Annotated in this window: 23 protein-coding genes; 8 read left to right on the top strand and 15 right to left on the bottom strand. The window is 70.0% G+C overall.

Annotation, left to right across the window (positions count from 1 at the left end; all coding sequences use genetic code 11):
* Positions 1 to 223 precede the first annotated feature (223 nt).
* Positions 224 to 1,276 (top strand): threonine aldolase family protein, encoded by a 1,053-nt coding sequence (locus tag AMS65_RS04280; RefSeq protein ID WP_053382944.1) that lies wholly within the window; start codon positions 224 to 226, stop codon positions 1,274 to 1,276.
* Between the two features lie 42 nt (positions 1,277 to 1,318).
* On the opposite strand, the gene AMS65_RS04285 is transcribed toward AMS65_RS04280, so the two are convergent.
* The gene (locus AMS65_RS04285; RefSeq protein WP_053382945.1) at positions 1,319 to 1,969 is read right to left on the bottom strand and encodes a TetR/AcrR family transcriptional regulator; all 651 of its coding nucleotides are present in this window, start codon (positions 1,967 to 1,969) and stop codon (positions 1,319 to 1,321) included.
* Positions 1,970 to 2,067: 98 nt separating this feature from the next.
* Between AMS65_RS04285 and AMS65_RS04290 the strand changes: the two genes are divergently transcribed.
* Positions 2,068 to 3,021, top strand: coding sequence for an NAD(P)-dependent alcohol dehydrogenase (locus AMS65_RS04290; RefSeq protein ID WP_053382946.1), 954 nt, complete (start codon positions 2,068 to 2,070; stop codon positions 3,019 to 3,021).
* Between the two features lie 192 nt (positions 3,022 to 3,213).
* Here the strand turns inward: AMS65_RS04290 and AMS65_RS04295 are convergent, their stop codons facing one another.
* On the bottom strand, positions 3,214 to 3,828 hold the full coding sequence (locus tag AMS65_RS04295; protein WP_053382947.1) for a LysE/ArgO family amino acid transporter: 615 nt from the start codon (positions 3,826 to 3,828) through the stop codon (positions 3,214 to 3,216).
* Positions 3,829 to 4,076: 248 nt separating this feature from the next.
* On the opposite strand from AMS65_RS04295, the gene AMS65_RS04300 reads away from it, so the two are divergent.
* The 3 genes from AMS65_RS04300 to AMS65_RS04310 all read left to right on the top strand — a co-directional run bounded on the left by AMS65_RS04300 (position 4,077) and on the right by AMS65_RS04310 (position 6,657).
* Positions 4,077 to 4,961, top strand: coding sequence for a LysR family transcriptional regulator ArgP (locus tag AMS65_RS04300; protein ID WP_053382948.1), 885 nt, complete (start codon positions 4,077 to 4,079; stop codon positions 4,959 to 4,961).
* 99 nt (positions 4,962 to 5,060) lie between these two features.
* Positions 5,061 to 5,978, top strand: coding sequence for an AEC family transporter (locus AMS65_RS04305; protein ID WP_053382949.1), 918 nt, complete (start codon positions 5,061 to 5,063; stop codon positions 5,976 to 5,978).
* A gap of 103 nt (positions 5,979 to 6,081) precedes the next feature.
* Positions 6,082 to 6,657 (top strand): nitroreductase family protein, encoded by a 576-nt coding sequence (locus tag AMS65_RS04310; protein ID WP_083451477.1) that lies wholly within the window; start codon positions 6,082 to 6,084, stop codon positions 6,655 to 6,657.
* 67 nt (positions 6,658 to 6,724) lie between these two features.
* Here the strand turns inward: AMS65_RS04310 and AMS65_RS04315 are convergent, their stop codons facing one another.
* From AMS65_RS04315 to AMS65_RS04365, 11 genes are all read right to left on the bottom strand, one after another.
* Positions 6,725 to 7,474 carry a uroporphyrinogen-III synthase gene (locus AMS65_RS04315; protein WP_241489334.1) on the bottom strand — a complete coding sequence of 250 codons (750 nt, stop codon included), beginning with the start codon at positions 7,472 to 7,474 and terminating at the stop codon, positions 6,725 to 6,727.
* Positions 7,475 to 7,702: 228 nt separating this feature from the next.
* Entirely contained in the window at positions 7,703 to 7,963 is a 261-nt protein-coding gene (locus AMS65_RS04320; RefSeq protein ID WP_053382952.1) for a DUF3618 domain-containing protein, read from the bottom strand.
* On the bottom strand, positions 7,960 to 8,418 hold the full coding sequence (locus AMS65_RS04325; protein WP_053382953.1) for a phage holin family protein: 459 nt from the start codon (positions 8,416 to 8,418) through the stop codon (positions 7,960 to 7,962). Before AMS65_RS04325 ends, AMS65_RS04320 begins: the two co-directional genes overlap by 4 nt.
* Entirely contained in the window at positions 8,415 to 8,789 is a 375-nt protein-coding gene (locus AMS65_RS04330; protein ID WP_053383328.1) for a hypothetical protein, read from the bottom strand. The genes AMS65_RS04325 and AMS65_RS04330 overlap by 4 nt, the downstream gene beginning before the upstream one ends.
* A 99-nt stretch (positions 8,790 to 8,888) precedes the next feature.
* Positions 8,889 to 10,250 carry a hypothetical protein gene (locus AMS65_RS04335; protein WP_157502075.1) on the bottom strand — a complete coding sequence of 454 codons (1,362 nt, stop codon included), beginning with the start codon at positions 10,248 to 10,250 and terminating at the stop codon, positions 8,889 to 8,891.
* On the bottom strand, positions 10,243 to 11,577 hold the full coding sequence (locus tag AMS65_RS04340) for a CPBP family intramembrane glutamic endopeptidase (RefSeq protein ID WP_083451478.1): 1,335 nt from the start codon (positions 11,575 to 11,577) through the stop codon (positions 10,243 to 10,245). The genes AMS65_RS04335 and AMS65_RS04340 overlap by 8 nt, the downstream gene beginning before the upstream one ends.
* A gap of 102 nt (positions 11,578 to 11,679) precedes the next feature.
* On the bottom strand, positions 11,680 to 13,065 hold the full coding sequence (locus tag AMS65_RS04345) for a glycine--tRNA ligase (protein ID WP_053382955.1): 1,386 nt from the start codon (positions 13,063 to 13,065) through the stop codon (positions 11,680 to 11,682).
* Positions 13,066 to 13,314: 249 nt separating this feature from the next.
* Positions 13,315 to 14,802 carry a carbohydrate-binding domain-containing protein gene (locus AMS65_RS04350; RefSeq protein ID WP_053382956.1) on the bottom strand — a complete coding sequence of 496 codons (1,488 nt, stop codon included), beginning with the start codon at positions 14,800 to 14,802 and terminating at the stop codon, positions 13,315 to 13,317.
* Positions 14,799 to 15,530: a polyphosphate polymerase domain-containing protein gene (locus AMS65_RS04355; RefSeq protein WP_241489335.1), complete on the bottom strand. Its 732-nt coding sequence runs from the start codon at positions 15,528 to 15,530 to the stop codon at positions 14,799 to 14,801. The genes AMS65_RS04350 and AMS65_RS04355 overlap by 4 nt, the downstream gene beginning before the upstream one ends.
* Before the next feature lie 312 nt (positions 15,531 to 15,842).
* Complete coding sequence (locus tag AMS65_RS04360) at positions 15,843 to 16,595, bottom strand: DUF4956 domain-containing protein (RefSeq protein ID WP_083451479.1); 753 nt, start codon at positions 16,593 to 16,595, stop codon at positions 15,843 to 15,845.
* Positions 16,596 to 16,947: 352 nt separating this feature from the next.
* On the bottom strand, positions 16,948 to 17,883 hold the full coding sequence (locus AMS65_RS04365) for a 2-hydroxyacid dehydrogenase (RefSeq protein ID WP_053382958.1): 936 nt from the start codon (positions 17,881 to 17,883) through the stop codon (positions 16,948 to 16,950).
* Positions 17,884 to 17,970: 87 nt separating this feature from the next.
* Here AMS65_RS04365 and AMS65_RS04370 point away from each other — a divergent pair, with 87 nt between their 5' ends.
* Positions 17,971 to 18,171 carry a hypothetical protein gene (locus tag AMS65_RS04370; protein WP_053382959.1) on the top strand — a complete coding sequence of 67 codons (201 nt, stop codon included), beginning with the start codon at positions 17,971 to 17,973 and terminating at the stop codon, positions 18,169 to 18,171.
* 257 nt (positions 18,172 to 18,428) lie between these two features.
* On the opposite strand, the gene AMS65_RS04375 is transcribed toward AMS65_RS04370, so the two are convergent.
* Positions 18,429 to 18,671: a hypothetical protein gene (locus AMS65_RS04375; protein ID WP_053382960.1), complete on the bottom strand. Its 243-nt coding sequence runs from the start codon at positions 18,669 to 18,671 to the stop codon at positions 18,429 to 18,431.
* 419 nt (positions 18,672 to 19,090) lie between these two features.
* Here AMS65_RS04375 and AMS65_RS04380 point away from each other — a divergent pair, with 419 nt between their 5' ends.
* Together AMS65_RS04380 and AMS65_RS04385 are read left to right on the top strand one after the other, a co-directional pair.
* The gene (locus AMS65_RS04380) at positions 19,091 to 19,312 is read left to right on the top strand and encodes a hypothetical protein (RefSeq protein WP_053382961.1); all 222 of its coding nucleotides are present in this window, start codon (positions 19,091 to 19,093) and stop codon (positions 19,310 to 19,312) included.
* 88 nt (positions 19,313 to 19,400) lie between these two features.
* Positions 19,401 to 19,598, top strand: coding sequence for a hypothetical protein (locus AMS65_RS04385; RefSeq protein WP_053382962.1), 198 nt, complete (start codon positions 19,401 to 19,403; stop codon positions 19,596 to 19,598).
* Between the two features lie 145 nt (positions 19,599 to 19,743).
* Here the strand turns inward: AMS65_RS04385 and AMS65_RS20460 are convergent, their stop codons facing one another.
* The gene (locus AMS65_RS20460) at positions 19,744 to 19,869 is read right to left on the bottom strand and encodes a hypothetical protein (RefSeq protein WP_277620056.1); all 126 of its coding nucleotides are present in this window, start codon (positions 19,867 to 19,869) and stop codon (positions 19,744 to 19,746) included.
* Between the last annotated feature and the right edge of the window lie 110 nt (positions 19,870 to 19,979).

Raw genomic sequence — 19,979 nt, forward strand, 5'->3', positions numbered from 1 at the left:
ATGCTTCCACGCGATGCCCGGCCGACACCGCAAGCCCCGCGCACGACGCCGGGGTACTCGCTCCGAACGATCGGATCGGTTTCGTCGGGAGAGAGACGCCTTCGCGCGTCAGTAGTTGTCGCCAAACCTCTCGCGAGGTAGCAACTACTGGCGCGCGAAGATATGGGCACGAGGATCGGGCTGGGCGCGGATCGCAGGCGCTACAGCGGCATAGGCTGGACGAGTGAGCAACGAAACACCGCACGACCTCCCCATCTCCTTCGCATCGGACAACTACGCGGGTGTGCACCCCGAGGTGCTCGAGGCCATCGCGACGGCGAACACCGGCCACGCGCCGGCCTACGGCTCCGATCCCTGGACGGCGCGCTTCGGCGCGATCGTCAGGAATCTCTTCGGCGAGCAGGCCGAGGCGTTCCCGGTCTTCAACGGGACCGGCGCCAACGTGCTCTCGCTGCAGGCCTCGCTGCCGCGCTGGGGTGCGGTGATCTGCGCGCAGACCGCGCACATCAACGTCGACGAGGGCGGGGCGCCCGAGCGGGTCGCCGCCCTCAAACTGCTGGCGGTGCCCGCCGAGCACGGCAAACTCACTCCCGAACTCGTGGATCGCGAGGCCTGGGGCTGGGGCGACGAGCACCGCGCGCAGCCCCTCGCCGTCTCGATCTCGCAGAGCACCGAGCTCGGCACCTGCTACACGGCGGCGGAGGTGCGGGCGCTCGCGGATCACGCGCACGAGCGCGGCATGGTGCTGCACATGGACGGCTCGCGTCTCGGCAACGCCGCCGCGCACCTCGGCTGCTCGCTCGCCGAGATCACGAGCGAGGCCGGCGTCGATGTGCTCAGCCTCGGCGGCACCAAGAACGGCCTGCTCGGGGCCGAAGCGGTCGTCGTGCTGAACCCGGCGGCCGCGACGGGACTCCCGTACCTGCGCAAGCTCGACATGCAGCTGGGCTCGAAGATGCGCTTCATCTCGGCGCAGCTGCTCTCGCTCTACGAGGGGGATCTCTGGCTGCGCTCAGCCGGCCACGCCAACGCCATGGCTGCGCGCCTGCGCGCGGGGCTCGAGGCGCTCATCGCCGACGGCGCGGATATCGTTCTGCCCCATCCGACGCAGTCGAACGCGGTCTTCGCCGAGCTGCCACCCGCGGCGAAGGCCCGGGCGCACCAGCGCTTCCACTTCTACGATTGGCCGGGCGACGACTCGCTCGTGCGCCTCATGTGCGCCTTCGACACGACGCCCGACGACGTCGATGCGCTCCTCTCCGCGATCGCGGGCTGATCCGCTCGGCGAAGCCGGCCATCCTGCGCGCGGAGCGCTCGCTCAGACCGATGCGAGGCGGTGCTCGAGCTGGTCGAGGATCATGCCGAGCCCCACTTCGAACTCGTCGGCGAAGACGTAGTCCCGGTCGGTCGTGAGCTCGCCGACCAGCGCGGCGAGATGCGGATACTCCGCGAGCGCAGGCGCGACCTGCCGCGCGAAATCACCCGCGTTCTCGGCGACCGCCGGATCGAACGGCAGGGTCTGCTCGGTGAGCACGAAGCCGTAGACGTACGCGTCGATCACCGAGAAGGCCTGCGAGGCGAGCAGCAGCGGGAAGCCGCCGCGGTGCAGACAGCCGATCACAGCGTCGTGATGCTTCAGCAGCGCGGGGCCGGGCGCGCTGCGCGACTCGATGAGCCCGAGCGCCCAGGGGTGGGCCGCCAGCACCTCTCGCGCAGATCGAGCCCGCCGCAGCATGCCCTCGCGCCACGAGTCCGCCGCACGCGGGAGGCGGATCTGCGCGAACACCCAGTCGGCGAGACCGTCGAGCAGCGCTTCCTTGCCCGCGACGTGATGGTAGAGCGACATCGCCTCCACCGAGAGTTCGCGGCCCACGTTCCGCATGCTCACCGCGGTCAGCCCGCCGCGGTCGGCAACGCCTGCCGCAGCCGAGATGATCCTCTCCGGGCTCAGGGGTTCACGAGCGCCCACGCCGCCTCCGTTCCGAATCGTTCATGCACCGGTGCTTGTGCACTTACAGATGTAAGGCTATCGTGAATCCTACAGACTTACATCCGTAAGGAGATGTCATGCAGGCAGCACTCGCCGGGCCGTACGGGCCGCCCGAGACGATCCGCATCGCGGAGATCCCCACCCCCGAACCGCGGGCCGGCGAGGTGCTGCTGCGGGTCGCCGCGACCCCGGTGACCGCCGGCGACGCACGCATCCGGGCCGGACGTTTCCCACCGGGCTTCGGCCTGCTCGCACGGCTGGGCATCGGCATGCGCGGCCCCCGCCGCCCGGTGCTCGGCGTGGTCTGCTCGGGCGTCGTCGAGCGAGTCGGCCCCGGGGTCGATGCCCTCGCGCCGGGCGACGCCGTCGCCGGCATGACGGGCGCCCGCATGGGCGCGCACGCGGAGTACCTCGCGGTCGCAGCGACCAGGCTCGTGCCGAAGCCGGCGGAGGTCTCGCACGCAGAGGCCGCCGGGGCGCTCTTCGGCGGCACCACCGCGCTCCACTTCCTGCGTGATCGAGCCGCCGTACAGCCCGGCCAGCGGGTGCTCGTCAACGGAGCCTCGGGTTCGGTCGGCAGTGCCGCCGTACAGCTGGCGCGCGTGCTGGGAGCCGAGGTCACCGCCGTGACGAGCGGCCGCAACCGCCGGCTCGTCTCGGAACTCGGCGCAACGCACGTCATCGACTACACCACGGCGCCGGTCGCGGAACTGCGCGGCGACTACGACGTGGTCTTCGATGCCGTCGGCAACATCACCCGCGCCGACGGACCGCGCCTGCTGGGCCCGGACGGCGCGCTGGTGCTCGCGGTGGCCGGCCTCGGCGACACGCTGCGCGCACGGGGTCGCGTCCACGCGGGCGTGGCCCCGGAGCGCCCGGAGGACTTCGCCCTGCTGCTCGACCTCGTCGCGCAGGGGCGATTCGATCCGCTCGTGCGCACGCTCGACGGGCTCGGCTCGATCCCCGAGGCGCATCGCTTCGTGGACAGCGGCCGCAAGGTCGGCAACCTCGTCGTACGGCTGGAGAGCTGAGCGGCGACCACGGAGAGCGGGGTGGTTTCGACTCGCTGCGCTCGCTCAACCGGCGGGTGGGTCCTGCGATGCGCTGGCGCAGTAGCGCCACCGCGAAATGCGCAGAACGCTGGCGCGTTCTGCCCCAGCATTTCGCGCACGCAGGATGACGGGAGCGCACGAACCCGCCCAGGGGCGGCAGGACGACGGCCGCTACACCCCGACGCCGCCGAAGACCAGGCGCGCCGCGATCACGAGCATCACGCCCGCCACGACCCAGTCGAGCACCTGCCACGAGCGCGGCGTCGCGAAGAAGCGCGTCAGCGCCCGCGCGCCGTAGCCGAGCAGGAAGAACCAGGCGATGCTCGCGATCGCCCCGCCCGCCACGAACCACCAGCGGGCCGGATCGCCCTGCGCATTGCCGATCGATCCCATGAGCACCATCGTGTCGAGATAGACGTGCGGGTTGAGATAGGTGATGGCGAGGCAGGCGAGGATCGTGCGCTTGAGGGATCCCTCGGATCCCTCGTCCGCCACGAGCACCTCGGGTTTCATCGCCCGCCGCGCCGCGGCCCAGGCGTACCAGAGGAGGAACGCAACGCCGCCCCAGCGCACGATCTCGAGCAGGATCGGCGCGCGCTGCACCACGAAGCCGATGCCGGCGACGCCCAGCACCTCGAGCAGCGCGTCGGTGAGCCCGCAGATCAGCACCACGGGCAGCACATGCTCGCGGCGGATCCCCTGGCGCAGCACGAACGCGTTCTGCGCACCGATGGCCACGATGAGCGAGAGTCCGCTGCCGGCTCCGACGAGAAGAGGAATGATCACGCAGATGACGTTACGGGCTGCGCGCCTCGCATCTCTACTTCAGCATGCCTATAGATTCTGAACTAACATAAGAATTGCTTCATAAGTGGGCGAGCAGGATCCCACGCGCCCAGTCCCGTTCACGTCCCGCATTTCGGCTACCACCGGTATTTCGGCTCGAATCATCGATCCCGATCCGAGACAACGGTGAGAGCCGAGGTATCGGCGGACAGGCCATCGGACGACCAGAACCGCTGAGGAGGCTGCGCATGGATCTGCCGGTCGAGCATCTCGCCACCTTCGCCACGATCGTGAAGGAGGGCAGCTTCGAGGGAGCCGCGCGGCGGCTGCACATCACGCCGTCCGCCGTGAGTCAGCGCGTGCGCGCCATGGAGCAGCGCATCGGGGCGGTGCTGTTGCGCCGCAGCCGGCCGGTGGAGGTGACGGAGGCCGGCACGGCGGTGCTGCGCGCGGCGCGGCAGGTCGAGCGGATCGCCGGAGACGTCGCGGCCGAGCTCGGCCAGGGGCCGGCGGGTGGATCGCTGATCCCGATCGTGGTCAACGCGGACTCGCTGGCTACCTGGTTCGTGCCCGCTCTCGCCCGCGCGGCGCGCGAGACCGGCGCCCGCTTCGAGGTGATCCGCGCGGACGAGACGCTCTCGACCGACCACCTGCGGCGCGGCGCGGCGATGGCCGCGGTCACAGCGACGCGCGAACCGGTTCCCGGTTGCACCGCCACGCGGCTGGGCGTCGACCGCTACCGCGCGGTGGCGAGCCCGGGGTTCGCGGCGCACCACTTCGCCGACGGCCTGAGCGCGGAAGCGCTGCGCGGGGCTCCGATGATCGAGTTCGATCGGCAGGACATCTTCCAGCAGCGCTTCCTGCGGCGCGTCAGCCGCGCCGACATCACCCCGCCGCGCCACTACGTGCCGTCGTCGTCGGAGTTCGCACTCGCGGTCGAGCTCGGCATGGGCTGGGGCATGCTTCCGGCGCTGCAGTGCGCAGACGAGCTCTCGGACGGGCGCCTGGTCGAGCTCTCACCGGGTGCCGTCATCGAGCTGCCGCTCTACTGGCAGCGCTGGAACCTGCGCTCCCCCGCACTCGACGCGCTCTCGGCGGTCGTGGTCGAGGAGGCCGCGGCGGCACTCGGGTGACGCGGGCGATGCAGCGCGGCACGGCGCTACGCTGGTGGGAGCACTCCGAGGAGGATCCATGACGCACGCCGCAGCATCCGGCACCCCCGGTCCCCGCTGATGCTCGGCGTACTGCAGGGCTTCGCGCTCATCCTCGGGATCATCGGTGCGGGCTACCTCGCAGCGCTCTTCCGCGTGGTCGAGGGCGAGCAGCGCCGTGTGCTCAACAACGTCGCCTTCTTCGTTGCGACGCCGGCCCTGCTGTTCTCGGTGCTGCGGCAGAGCGACCCGAGTGTGATCCTCTCCCCCGTCATCCTGGTGACGAGCGCGGCCGCGATCATCGTGGCGACGGTGTTCGTGGTCGCGTCGCGCCTGTGGTTCGCCCGGGATCTGGCCGGCACCACGCTGGGCGCCACCTGCTCGGGGTACGTCAACTCGAACAATCTCGGTCTGCCCGTGGCGGTCTACATCCTCGGCGATGCCGCCTATGTGGCCCCGCTGCTGCTCGTGCAGCTGGTGATCTTCTCACCCGGGATCCTGGCGATCCTCGAGTCGACGCGCGGCAACCAGCGCGGGGCGGTCGTGGCGCTCGGGCGCGCAGCCTCGAACCCGATCATCATCGCGTCGGTGCTCGGCCTGATCGTCGCGCTCATCGGCCTGCCGATGCCGCAGCTGCTGATGGGCCCGATCGACATGCTGGGAGCGGCGGCGATCCCGATGGTGCTGCTGAGCTTCGGAATGTCGCTGCGCGGCCAGCGCGCGCTGCAGCCCGGTACCGGGCGGGCCGCGGTGTTCGCGGCCACCGCACTGAAGGTGCTGATCATGCCCCTCGTGGCCTGGGCGCTCGCCACGGCGTTCGGCTTCGGCCCGCACGAGACCTTCGTCGCCACCACCATCGCGGCGCTGCCCACCGCGCAGAACGTCTACAACTACGCGGCCACGTACCGCCGCTCCGAGACCATGGTGCGCGACACCGTCTTTCTGACCACATTCGCCTCGCTGCCGGTCATCGCGGTCGTCGCCTGGCTGCTCGGGTAGCAGCCGCGGTCGCACCGCTCGACCCCGTCTCCCAGGAATAGCGTGCGCAACACGTGCGTTGCAAGTCTGCGGAACATCCCAGCAGACGACCCCGAGGAGTACCGTGACCCCGCGCACCGCACAGACCAGCGTCCCCGTTCTTGACACGCTCGCCGAGCGCTGGAGCCCGCGCTCCTTCGACGCCGAGCACGCCTTCCCCGAGGGTGCCCTGCGCGGGGTGCTCGAGGCGGCTCGCTGGGCGCCGAGCGCCAACAATTCGCAGCCCTGGCGTTTCATCGTGGCCCGTCGCGGCAGCGAGAGCTTCGCGCGCATCGAGGACGCGCTGATGGGCTTCAACCAGCAGTGGGCGGGACGGGCCGCGGCCCTCATCGTCAACGTCGCCGAGGTCGAGGACGCCGAGGGCAATCCCCGTCCCTGGGCCGAGTACGACCTGGGACAGGCCGTCGCCCACCTCAGCGTGCAGGCGCACGCTGAGGGCTTCTACACCCACCAGATGGGCGGCTTCGATCGCGAGGCGATCCGAACCGCCTTCGATCTGGACGATCGGCTGCGCCCGGTCTCCGTCACCGCGATCGGCGCTCTGGGAGACCTGGAGCAGCTCCCCGACCCCCTGCGCGAGCGCGAGGCGGCTCCTCGCACGCGTCTCGCCCTCGAGGACCTCGTGCTCGTGCGCGACTGATCCGAGCCTCCGCTCGCGGGGTCGCCCTGGTTGATCCCGCGAGCGCGGAACCCTCGGACGGAACTCGTCAGTCGAGCATGTCGCTCTGATCGATGACCGATTCGACGGTCTCGATGAGCGCGCGCTTCGAGGCGTACAGCGGATGCGCGGGATCGTCGGCCTCGGTCGGCAGGCCGAGCGCCGCAGCGGCCTCGAGCGTGTTGACCCCGGCGCAGGCGACGATGGTGTTCTCCGACAGTTCGGGGAACTGGGCCGCGACCTGCTCGGCGATCTTGGCCGAAGCCACCAGCAGGGCGTTGATGCGGCCCGATTCGATGTCCTCGCGGATGTGCACCGAGGCGGGCACGCCCACCGTGCGGAAGGCGAGCACCTGCGTCACATCGTGACCGCGGCTCATGAGCCCCTGGGTGAGCACCGGGATCGCGACGTCGGAACGCAGCGTGAGCACCCGCAGCTTCTCGCCCGTGTCGATCTCGGACCACTCCTCGAGGAGCGCATGCGTGCTGTTCTCCCGGTCGGGCGTGCGAGTGATGTGGTATCCGGCATCCCGGAACGCCACTGCGGTCGCCTCTCCGACGACCGCCACCTTGGTCTCGGGCGGGATCACGGCGTTGTGATGGGCGAGCACGTCGGCGACGGTCGAACTGGTCGCCGTCATCCAGTCGAAGCGGCCCGCCTCGAGCTCCCGCAGTGCCTCGACGAGCTTGTCCTCCTCGCTCGTGTGCGCGAAGTCCACAAGCGGAGCGATGACCGTATGGGCCCCCTGCTCACGCAATGCCTTCGAGACCAGGTCTCCCCAGGTTCCGCCCCTGGGCACCAGGACACGCAGGCCACTGAGCGGTTTCGCCTCAGTCGACATACACCCCACTCACTCGACACCAATACAAAAGGCCATACGATCAGTCATTCGTGGACCCACGGTATGGCCGTTCACGGTTTTCCGCTGGTCCCATTCTGACCCCGCGGCACGCCGGAAGCAAAACGAGCGCTATCGCGCACGTGAACGCAACCGAAATGTGACCTACGGATCAGACCTTCCCACCCGCTAGCGTAGACGCTTCGCGACTGCGCTCGCGACGCCCCATACGACGAGGCCCGCGACCGCCGCCGCGCCGGCGACCCCGGCCGCGAAGCCGAGCGGGTTGCGGCGCTTCTGCTCGGCGATGCGCAGCTTCGCCTCGTCGACGGCGTCGTCGACGCGCTGAGCATAGTTGAGCCGGTCCTTCAACTGCGACAGGGTGTCGTACAGCTCGGCTCGGGCCACGGCGGCATCGGCCACGCCCTGCTGCTTCTCGTGTGCGGTCATCGCCAGTTCCCCTCCTCGCCGACCCGCGGCATCTGCGTTCCTCGCGGCGCCGAGGGCTCGGCGTTCACACGCACCTCGCCCATCGCGGCGATGTCTCCGCCCACCCGGTCGAGGGTCTCCTCCGGCACGGGGTTGCCGCGCTTGATCAAGGCGATCCCCGCGAGGATCGCCGCGGCTGCGAGCAGCAGCAGCCCGGCGGCGACAACCAGGGCGGCGAGCCACCACGGCCACACCAGCGCGAGCGCGGCGATGGCCGCGATCACGAGGGCCTCGAGCATGAAGAAGACGAAGAAGAGGGCGATGACGATGGCCCCGGCGCCGATGCCCGCGTTCTTCGCCTTCGCGATGATCTCGCGCTTCGCGTTGTCGTACTCGAGCTTGGCGAGCGTGACGATCTGCTGCGGCAGACGCGACAGCAGTTCGAAGGTGCCGGCCTGGTCCTTCTTGCGGCTCATGAGGCACCGTCCCCGTTCCGCGAGGAGGCGTCCTCCGCGGCTCCGTCCGCGGTCTCGACACCGGCCGTCTTCGGGGTGCTGCCCGATTCGGCGGGGCGATGACCCGTAGCGGTCTGCCGTGGGGCGCCGTTGCTCGAGTCGTTCAGGAAGGCGGCGACAGCGCCCTTGCCCGCTCGCACCACCACAGCCTTGACCTCGTCGACGCGGCTCTGCGCTGCGTCGCGCACGACACCGACGCCCTTCTGCACGGGTTCGGTGCTCCACACCTTCTGAGCTCCGCGCTTGATCTGCTCGTAGCGCTCACGACCAGCCCGGGTACCCAGCACGTACCCGACCGCCGCGCCGAGAACGAATGCGATCTTGCCCTTCATCATTGCCTCCCGCCGATGGCGTCTCGTGGTCTTCCGCTAGCCTACTCCGCCCGACTCCGCGATTGCATACCCCGACGGTTATATAGGGACCCGTTGCGATTATTCGGAGATTCCGGTAAGCCTGCGCCGCAACAGCACCGCGGCCAGCCGGGCGTCCGCGACCGCGGACGAGAGAGCGCCCCCGTGCAGAGCCGTGCCCACCGGCAGCAGGTCCGGCGCCTCTGCGCGAACGCGGTTCAGCCGCTCCTCGGCCGCGTCGCGCTGCTCGGTCGACGCATACGGCGCCACTCGCACCGCTGCAGTGGGCTCCCCCGCGGAGCGCGGCCCCAGGCCGGCTGCCCGGATCGCCTCAAGCGCACGAGCCCGGGCGGCGGCCGCTGTGATCCCGTCCCCGCTCTCCTCGAGAATCACCGGCCCCGAGACACGCGCCAGGTGGGCCTCTCCGACGCTCTCGATGCGCACCGACCACTGCTCGCCATCCGGCAGGGACACCGTCTGCACGGCGGGGAAGCCCTCATGCCCGGTCGGAACGCCCGGATCCTCGACCGTCGCGCCGCCCTCGATCCGCCACCGCTCTGGGACCAGCTCGGTCAGCGCATCGACGGATTCGGACACGATCGCGACCGTCTCGGACCCCTCGACGCCCAGCACGAGCGCACGGGCCGAGACCTCGCCGTCGCCTTCCTCGAGCACCCAATCGTCGGCAGCCGCTCCGCCCCGGCGCGCCGCTGTCACCGGGATCTCGCCGAACTCGACGCCGTACAGCGCCAGCCGCTTCAGCAGTGCGTCGCGCAGCGCCGACCATCCACCGCGCGGAGCGACGCGGGTTTCACGTGCAACATCCCGCTCGGAGTAGGCGAGCACCGCTCCCGAGAGGGATCCGGCCAGGGTGAGCGCCTCGTTGAGGCCCGGAGTCGCGATCGCCACGTCCACTTCGTCGGCGGAGACCCCGAAGCGCTCGCGCACGAGCGGTTCCACGAGGCGCGCCAGCACAGCACGGCCGAGGCGGGAGCGCACCAGCGGACCCAGCGCATGGGTCTTGCCGATGGTGAGCACGGGGGTGATCCGATCGAGATAGGCGCGTACCGCAGCGCTTCCGCCGAGCAGCGCGAGCGCGTGGGAGGAGACCGGGACCGCGGGGATGCCGAACACCGCGGGCGTCGGCTGCGGCGCCCAGTCGCCCTTCGCTCCGCGCAGCAGCACCGGCATGGGCGGCTCGGAGACGGGCTGCACCGCCTCGGTGGGCCGCTCCCCGTCCGTCAGCGGTGCGGCGACATGATCGAGCAGACCGCGCAGCGCCCCTTCCGGGTCGTGCGCACCTCGATCGTCGAGAGCGTTCCAGGCCTCGTCCCGTCCCTCGCGATCCAGCACCCCCACGCGCACCGAGAGTCCCACCTCGGCGAATTCGAGCGCCGCCGCCAGCTCGGGCAGCCCGTCTCCGAGCACGTAGACGTCAACCATGTCGCGGCCCTTCTCCTTCGCCCGGCTGAGCCGCGGCATCGGAGTCGGGCGCCTCGGATACCGGCGCCTCGGATACCGGCGGCACTTCAGACACCGGCACCTCAGTCGCAGCGGCATCGGGAATCGGCGCGTCCGCGAGCGGAGCCGCCGCAGCCGGCTCATGAGACACCGGCATCTCGGGCCCGGGCGCCGCGCCCGTCGGCACCTCGTGGTACTGGCCTCCCGCGAACTGCACTGCCGGAGACTGCGGGGGAACGGGCACCTGGATGAGGTCGATGCGCTCCCGCCCGTGTCCGCCGCGCCTGAAGACGCGCAGCGTCAGCCACACGAACAGCGCGAGTCCCGCGATCTCGCCGATGACTCCGCCGATTCCGCCGCCGTCCGCCGTTTGCGCAGTCTCCCCGAAGGCACCCGACGCCATGATGGTGAAGACGATGAGGTTGTTGACGATGTGGATCGCGATCGCTGCTTCGAGGCCGCCCGTGCGCCAGGTCAGCCACGCGGCGACCGCACCCAGCAGGCCGACGGCGATGAGCCCCCAGATGTTGTAGATGTGCGCGAGCGCGAACCCGACGGAGGGGATCAGGATCGCGAACCACGGATTCTTGAGCCACGATCCGATCACCTGCATGAAGAGGCCGCGGAACACGACCTCCTCCGCCGTCGCCTGCAGCGGCACCAGCAGCAGCACGAACAGCAGCGAGAGCAGCGCCGCGTTCACGTCGAAGTCGCGGCTTCCCTCCGGCAGCGGCTCCGTCAGCGATCCCGGGTCCAGCGCGATCTCCACGCCGATCCCGACCACGTTCATCACGACCACGGCCAGCACCGCGACGCCGCTCAGCCGCGCGAGCAGCCCCCAGCGGATCCGCGTCGCGACCGACCAGACCCGCCCCACGGGCCGCATGCCCATGACCAGCATCGCGAGGATCACGGCGGGGATCATGATGACGATCGACAGCAGGCTCAGCAGCACCGAGATCGGCCGCTGGGTGTCGAGCACCTCCGCTGCCCCCGTGGTGACGTCCATCGCGTATTCGGGGTCGGCGAACATGAGCACCGGCACGAACGCGAGACTCAGCGCGACGGCCATGATCCCGAAGAACACACCCGACAGCAGCAGCAGGAGCAGCGGCTTCCACCACCGGTACCCGGCCGCTCCGCGGAGCAGGCGATGATACTCGAGCGGCTCGGTCTCGACCGTCTGCATAACCTGCTGGGGCTGCGCCCAGGCCCACTGCTGAGGAGCCGCGGGCGGCGCGGGCTGCTGGACGGGCGCTGCGGACGGCGGCACCGCCTGGTGAGGCTGCTCAGGTCCAACGCTGGTCATCTCGGTCCTTCCGCGTCTTTCGCGTGCATACGGCATAGGGCAGGATCCCCATGTGAAGATCCTGCCCTATGCCTCTGACAATTCAGTGGTGAGGAGCGACCCCTATGCGCCCCGGAGGCGCGAGGCGAGATAGGCGTGGAGCTCGGCCCGCGGCACGCGCTCCTGCTGCATGGTGTCGCGCTCGCGCACCGTCACCGCGTTGTCATCGAGCGAGTCGAAGTCGACGGTGACGCAGAACGGGGTGCCGATCTCGTCCTGCCGGCGGTAGCGGCGGCCGATCGCGCCCGAGTCGTCGAAGTCGACGTTCCAGTCGTCGCGCAGCTCCTGCGCGATCTCGCGCGCCATCGGCGAGAGCTTCTCATTGCGGCTGAGCGGCAGCACCGCGGCCTTGACGGGGGCGAGACGAGGATCGAGTGCGAGCATCGTGCGCTTGTCGGTGCCGCCCTTCGCGTTCGGCACCTCCTCCTCGCGGTACGCGTCGACGAGGAACGCCATGAGCGAGCGCGTGAGGCCGGCCGCGGGCTCGATCACGTACGGCGTGTAGCGCTCGTTCTTCGCCTGGTCGAAGAAACTGAGATCCTTGCCCGAGTGCTTCGAGTGCGTCGAGAGGTCGAAGTCGGTGCGGTTGGCGATGCCCTCGAGCTCGCCCCACTCGCTGCCGGTGAAGCCGAAACGGTACTCGATATCGGCCGTGCGCTTGGAGTAGTGCGACAGCTTCTCCTGCGGGTGCTCGTAGAAGCGCAGGTTCTCGGGATCGATGCCGAGGCCGACGTACCACGCCATGCGCTCGTTCATCCAGTACTCCTGCCACTCCTCGTCGGTACCGGGCTCGACGAAGAACTCCATCTCCATCTGCTCGAACTCGCGGGTGCGGAAGATGAAGTTGCCGGGGGTGATCTCGTTGCGGAAGCTCTTGCCGATCTGGCCGATGCCGAACGGCGGCTTCACGCGGGCGGACTGCAGCACGTTCGCGAAGTTCACGAAGATGCCCTGCGCGGTCTCGGGACGCAGGTAGTGCATCCCGGCCTCGTCGTCGACGGGGCCGAGGAAGGTCTTGAGCAGGCCCGAGAAGGCGCGCGGCTCGGTCCACTGGCCGCGGGTGCCGCAATTCGCACAGACGATCTCGGCGAGGCCGTCCTTCGGTTCGCGGCCCTTCTTCTCCTCGAACTCCTCGATGAGGTGGTCCTCGCGGTAGCGCCGGTGGCACTGCAGGCACTCGACGAGCGGGTCGCTGAAGACCTCGACGTGGCCGGAGGCCTCCCACACCTGCTTCGGCAGGATCACGCTCGAGTCGATGCCGACGACGTCGTCGCGCTTCTGCACCATCGCCTTCCACCACTGGCGCTTGATGTTCTCCTTCAGCGCGGTGCCGAGGGGGCCGTAATCCCAGGCCGAGCGCGATCCGCCGTAGATCTCACCCGCCTGGTAGACGAAGCCGCGGTGGCGGGCGAGGGCGATGACCTTGTCGAGGCGGGACTGCTCAGCCATAGTTCTGTTTCACTCCAAGGGGCAAGCGGGGATCTTGGGAACGAGGCGCGGATCGGGATCCCGATCGGATTCGGGATCGGGATCCCGCGCGCATACCCGCCCAGTCTACCGGTGCGGCCATCGGGACACCGCGAGTCCGAGACCCCCGAGCCCCCTTGAGAGTAGAGCTTCCCGGCCGTTTTCGCGAGAACAGCCGAGAAACCCTACTCTCGCTGGTGCGGGTGCGCCGCGCGAGGACTGCCGCGGGGTTCAGGAACCTGTGGCGGAAGAAGCGTCGGGGCTCTCAGCGCCGATCGCCCCTCCTCCGGCAGCACCGGGCGCTTGACCGCCCGGCATCTCACCCGCGGGGCCCGTTCCGCCGGGCGCGCCACCGGGGCCGCCGGCGCCCCCGGCGCCCCCGGGGCCTCCAGCCCCGCCGGGTCCCTGAGCGGCGGTCGCGGGATCGTACTCCGAACCGTTCGCGGTGATCGTGCCGCCCGTCACGGTGATCTCCCCGTTCGCGTCCATCGGGCCGTCGCCGCCGTTGTCCGCGCTCGTGATGGTGATCTCGCCGCCCGAGACCGCGATCGTGCCGTTGGAGTCGAGGCCGTCGAATCCGGCGTTCACGGTGATCGTGCCACCGGAGATCTCCAGGCGCTCACCGGTGTCGGCCTCGCGGTTCTGCGTCCCGTCGTTCAGCCCCGACGCATTGATGCCGTCATCCGATGCGGTCAGGTCGACGGTGCCGGCGAAGATCGCGATGTTCGCCGCCTCCATGCCCTCGTACGACTCGCTCACCGTGATCTCGCCGCCGCCCACGGAGACGACGACCTCGGCCTTCACCCCGTCGTCGGCGACTGCTGCGACGATCGTGCCGCCGGTGACCACCGTGTCGGTCTGCGCCTGCAGGCCGTCATCACCGGCGGTGATGTCGATCGTGCCGCCGCTCACCAGGATGTAGCCCTTCGTCTCGTCATCCTCCTGATCGCTCTTCATGCCGTCGCCCCCGGTCGCGGTGAGGGAGAGCTCGCCTCCCTCGACCACGAGCGAGTCCTTGCCGCGCAGCGCGTCATCTGCGGCCGAGACCGTGATGTCTCCGGAGAGGATCACGAGGTCGTCCTTGCTGGTGATGCCGTCGTTGCCGTTGCCCTGCACGACGAGGGATCCCGAGCCGCTGATCGTGAGATCGGTCGCAGCGTAGATCGCGGCGTTCGCCTCGGCGTCATCGGCGTACGAGGCGGCGTCGGAGACGGTGTTCTCGCTGCCGTCGGCGAGGTGGATCGCCGCATCGTCGGCGCTCTGCACCTCGATGGCCGCTCCCGTCGAGCTGGAGATGTCGGCGCCATCGAGGATCAGCACGACGAGCGCATCGTCCGGAGCCGCGACGACGACCTGCCCCTCGAGCTCGCCGCTCAGCCGGTAGACGCCGGCCTCGGCGATCGTGACGGTGGATCCGTCGACGGTCACGGCAGAGGATCCGGAGGATCCGGATCCCGAAACCGTCGCCGAGGATCCCGAGAGCGCGATGTCGACGGCCTCGGTCTCGGACCACTCGTCGGTGTTCACCGTCGTGTAGTCGGCGTTGGCCGCGAGCACCTCATCGGGGCTGAGGTCACCGGTGAATGCGGTGCTCACCGCGGAGAGCTGCGCCGACGCGGCCCCGGAATCGCCGCCCGCCGAGGTCTCGGCGACCGCCGTGCAGCCGACGAGCAGTGCGCCGGCGAGGGCGAGCGAGGTGATGAGGACAGGGCGTTTCATGATGACTCCTTCGGGGTGTGCGCGGGGCGCGCGAACGGGCCGCGCAGGGTGCGCGCCCACTTGTTGCCGGGCAGTTCGGGGTGCAGCGCGGCGGTGCCGGTGCCGAACTTGCTGATGCCGCTGGGCCGGTGACCCGCGCGCCACAGCGCGCGATCGAGCCCGCTCGGCGGTCCGAGCGACTTCGACTCGAGGATCACGTGGTGCGGCAGCGCGATCGCACGATCCCCGCCGTCGCCCCAGCTCAGTTGCGTGTCGACGGTCGCCCGGCTGCCGTCGGGCAGCAGCAGGGTGGCCCGGTGGTAGCGGCTCACGAGCGATGGGCGCAGCCGCTCGACGAGGACCGGATCGTGGCCGTGGCCCTCGAGCAGTCCGCTCAGGTAGGCGCGGCCCTCCGTCGTGAGCCGGGCCCGGTCCGCGGGGTCGTAGCCCATGCGATCCTTGACCGTGCTGCCGCGACCGCTCTTCGTCTTCAGCTCGAGGTACGCCGTGCCCGTGTCGAGATAGCTGCGGGTGCGCAGCTTGAAGCGCCGACGCCGGCGCTGCGCGGTGAGACGGTAGCTCAGATGGTCGGGGGTGTCGAAGTAGACGGAGTCGTAGGCGAACTCCCGCTGCCCCGCGATCTCGAGCACCCGCGTGGCCGGGTCGGCGCGCGCGAGGATCGCCGCCGCTGCTTCCCGCGGCAGGAGGTACTTGCGGTCGACCCGGGTCAGCAGCGCGGCCTCCGACACGATCTCGTCGAGCGAGACCGGCGCGAACCGCTCGAGCTGCAGGGGCTCGGCGCCGGTCGGTGCGCCGGTCGCGGGCGACGGGGTCGCGGGCGGGCTCGAGACCGAGCTCGGGGCCGGGCTCGGGGCCGGGTTCGAGGCGGCGAGTCCTGCAGAAGATATGGGATCTGCAGGCCATATGGAGTTTCGGCTCGAATCGATCTTCGGCAGATCCCATATCCTGCGCCGGCCGCGCAGCGGCGTCCGAGGGCAGAGCCGCGGCGGCCGGGGGCAGCGCCGCGGCGATGGCCTCCGGGAGGCCGGCCGCGCGGGGGCTCATCGTGCACCCCCGGCGAGGGCGGCATTGAGCTCAGCGCGTGAGGATCGCGTGCCGCGCGGCCGCGATCCCGCGCCGCCGGAGGTGCCCGCGCCGCCCGAGGCATCCGCGCCGCCCGCATCCCGGCTCGTGCCGCCCGCCCGCCGGGGCGATGCGAGGCGGGCGCGGTGCTCGGCCCGGGCGTCGTCGGCGCGCGTCCAGGCCGGGTCGAGTCGGTACCGCACGTCGACCAGCGTGGAATCGTTCACGAGGTCGAGCTGTTGCACCGTCACCGCGGTGACCGTGGCGCCGAGCCGGCGGGCGAGCTCGGCGCGCAGCTCGGTCTCGTCGGTGATGGCACGGTCGAGCCGCACCACCTGATGCCGGCTGCGCGCGAGCAGCGCCGGGTGATCCGCCACCCACATGACGGCCAGGATGAGAACGATGAGCAGCGACGGGACGAGCACCGTCGACGAGGAGAGGCCTCCGATGAGCCCCATGGCGAGCGCCGAGAAGTAGTACGCCACCTCGCGCTGCGAGATCTCGGAGGAGCGCAGGCGGATGATCGACAGTACCCCGAACAGCCCGAGGCCGAGGCCCGCAGCGATCTCGGCCCCGCCGAGCACCGAGGTGACCGCGAGCACACCCACGTTGACTCCGAGGAAGGCGACCACGAGGTCCCGGCGACGGTGGCGCGGGTAGTAGAGGCCGAGGGCGAGGATCAACGCGGCGATGATATCGACGGCGATGAGGACGAGGCTGCTGGTGGTCACGGGGGTGCTCCTGACGTCGGGGAGTCGGATTCCGGATCGCCTGCGCGACCGGTATTGCACCCATTTGATCGCCAAAAGTTATGCGAACGTTATGATTTGGCTCCACGCGACGTAGAGAATCCTCACGCCGGGGCGTCACTCTCTCCGTCCTCGCTCTCCCCGGCGCGGCTCTTTCCGGCACGGCCCTCCCCGGCACGGTTCTCCCCGGCACGGCCCTCCCCGGCACGCCGCTCGCCGGCTACGCGAGGCGGGCGCCCGCAGGCGCGGCGGCGCCGAGGCACCGCCGCAGCCTCGGCTGCCTCGGCGGCTTCAGCCGCGCAGACGACTTCTCAGCGGCGTCTGCGGATCGTGCTCAGGCTCCGAGCACGAGGTTCTCGGGCGCTTCACCCGCCCGGAGGTGCGCGATCTGGCGCAGGATCAGCGCGACCATGCGCGGCAGCATGGCGCTCGAATCGCCGCCGACGTGCGGGGTGATGAGGGCGTTCTGGCAGTCCCAGAGCGGGTGGTCGACGGGCAGCGGCTCGGGATCGGTGACGTCGAGGGCGGCACGCAGGCGACCCGCCTGCAGCTCGGCGACCAGCGCATCGGTGTCGACGACCGGGCCGCGGGCCACGTTCACCAGCAGAGCCCCGTCGGGCATCGCGGCGAGCGCGTCGGCATCGATGAGCCCCTTCGTCTCGTCGGTGAGCGGCACCGCGAGAATCACGATCTCGGCCTCCGAGAGGCAGGCGTGCAGATCCTCGAAGCCGTGCACCGAGACCCGATCCCCCGCCGGGTTCCGCTCCTCGCGAGCCGAGCGCGCCAGCCGCGTGATCCGGGTTTCGAAGCCCGCGAGCCGGGCCTCGATCGCCTGCGACACCCCGCCGTATCCGACCAGCAGCACCCGCCGGTCGGCGAGGCTCGGGAACGACTGCGTCTGCCAGCGGTGGGCCTCGCCGTCGCGCACGAACCCGGGGATGCCCCGCTGAGCCGCGAGGGCGAGCGCGAGGGCGAGTTCGGCGGTCGAGGTCTCGTGCACGGTCGCCGCATTGGCGAACGGCACTCCCTCGGGCAGATGCTTCGTCACGCCGTTGTATCCGATCGACTGCCACTGCACGAGAGCCGTCTCGACGCCCGCGAGCCGTGCGAGCTTCCGGTTGCCTCCCCAGTAGGGCGGCACCACGATGTCGAAGCGTTCGCGCGGGGCCGCGGTGTCGAGATCCCACGTGACGAATTCGACGCCCTCGACCTCCCCGAGCGCTTCGCGCAAGCCGGGATCGGTGGGCAGCGAGACGACGAGGTCATTCATGCCACCGAGTGTATCGGGACGGTCCGTGCGGGCCGCGTCAGCATGCCGGGTGGGCAACACCACCGGGTCGGGTGTAGCGTTTTCAGCATGGATACTTCGAGCTTTCAGCGACTTCCCAAGAGCATTCAGCAGCTCGTGCTCGACGGACTCGACAACGAAGTGCAGTCCGGCCTCGAGCAACTCGACGAGACGAAGAAGTCGGGCTCGCTCAATTCCGAGCAGACCGCTTCGATCGAGGGCGACATTCGCCGCGCGGCAGAGCTGCGCAACCGCTTCTCTCCCGCGTAGGCCGCGACCGACCCGGCTGGGCGCCCCGGAAAGGATGGCCCAGCTCCGGATCGCCCGGACCCGATAGCCCCCTACAACCGCTCGGCCGAGACCTGCTACCGCTCGTCCAGATCCCGCCGCCGACCGCTGCGCGCGGCTAAGCGCTGCGCTTCGCGAATCACTGCGACGCAGGTCTCGTCATCGCTCGCTTCCGTCGCGTGCAGACCGATCGCACGCCGCGTGCCGGCGGTGAGGCCCCGTTGCAGCGAGCGGGATCCTCATGCCTCCTCGTCCGGGATCGGCGTCTTCTCGCCCGTTTCCGGGTGCCTGATCAGGCCCGGGTCCGACATTCCGTATCGGGGATTCTGCTGCTTGCCGTCGTGGCCGAGATGGTCGGTGGAGCCGTCGAGCACGGGACGATCCTGCGTCTCGCCCTCGGGCAGCGCAGACACCGTGCCCTCGCCGTTGCCGGCCTCGGTCTCGGTCGCCTCGTGCGGTTCATTCTTCTCACGATCGGACATGACTGCCCCTCCTCGCGCTCCTCGATTCGATGGCTTCACGCTACGCGGGTCAGCCGCAGAGTGTGAGGCCGTTGGCGCGGCGGCGGCGGGCCGGTATGGAGGAGCGACGCGACCCCTCGGGCGGATCAGCCGGGATAGGGGGATCTGTGAAATCGGCCGGCAGGGGATCCCGCTCCGATTGCAGGTTGTGCACAGTCCTCCGCTTATCGGTAGACGTGCGCTCAGTCGAAGCGCACACTGGACTGATGGAAATCGAGAGCGCTTCCTCCAGAGGACTCCCGATATGCCCGAGCTGCAGGATCATGCTCATGTGGCCCATCCGCGACGGGTGGAAATGCGATGAATGCGGTTTGGAGCGGCTCGACTCGGACGAGTGAGTGTCGGTGGTCCGGTGTGTGCTTGCATCGGGAGGGAGGACCATGGCGATTCGCGAGAATGGCGGCCTGGAGGCGAGTGCCTCGCGGTACGACGCCGCGCATGCGGCCGAGGTGATCGGCGAACTCGAGGCGCAGTTCTCGGCGGGCGAGATCGAGCGGCACGCCTACTTCGAGAAGAAGCGCGGCCTCGTGCGACTGTTCCTGAAGGCCGGCACCGCGCCGCGCCCGCGCCGCCGAGCCGTCGAGAACTACGACGGCGACTGAGTCGCAACTGAGGAGATCCATCAAACAGGTTGACCAGCCGTCTCGTTCGTGTCAGTCTGCTAGTCCATTCGATCAGGGGAGGTACTCAATGGGTTTCCTGGAAGATGCGAAGGAGACCGCCGAGGCGGCGGCGAAGAAGGTCGGCCGGACCGTCGAGGACGGTGTGGACCGGGCCAAGGACAAGGTCGACGAGCTGAAGGCCGAGGCCGAAGTGAAGAAGGCGGAGGCCGAGCGCGACGCGACCAAGGCCCGCAATGAGGCCAAGGAAGAGCTCCGCGACAACTAGTCGCAGCGCAACGGCGTGAACCCCCGCGCTCCCGCTCGATCGCGGGGGCGCGGGGGTTCTTCGTCCCGCGGTCTCTACCGCGGAGGGTCGGCTGCCGTGCGGTCGGAGATGGGGCGCGGGAAACCGCACCCCGCCTTCGGTCGCGTCACGAGTGCTTCTTCAGCAGAGAGCTCTCTGCTTCGAGCCTGCTGCGTTTCGCAGCGCGCTTCTCTTTCAGCGTCTGCGCAGCGGGCTTCTTCGCGGACTTCTGGCCGTGGTTCTTACCGGACATATCAACTCCTCTCGATCACTTCATGAAGCTCGGAAGGTCTGCACCCGTATCGCCTATCTGCTGCCCTCACGGGTCGCTTCAGCGGCGACTTCAAGGTCGGCGGCGAGTCG

The sequence above is a fragment of the Leucobacter celer subsp. astrifaciens genome (assembly GCF_001273835.1).
GTDB classification, from domain to species: domain Bacteria; phylum Actinomycetota; class Actinomycetes; order Actinomycetales; family Microbacteriaceae; genus Leucobacter; species Leucobacter celer.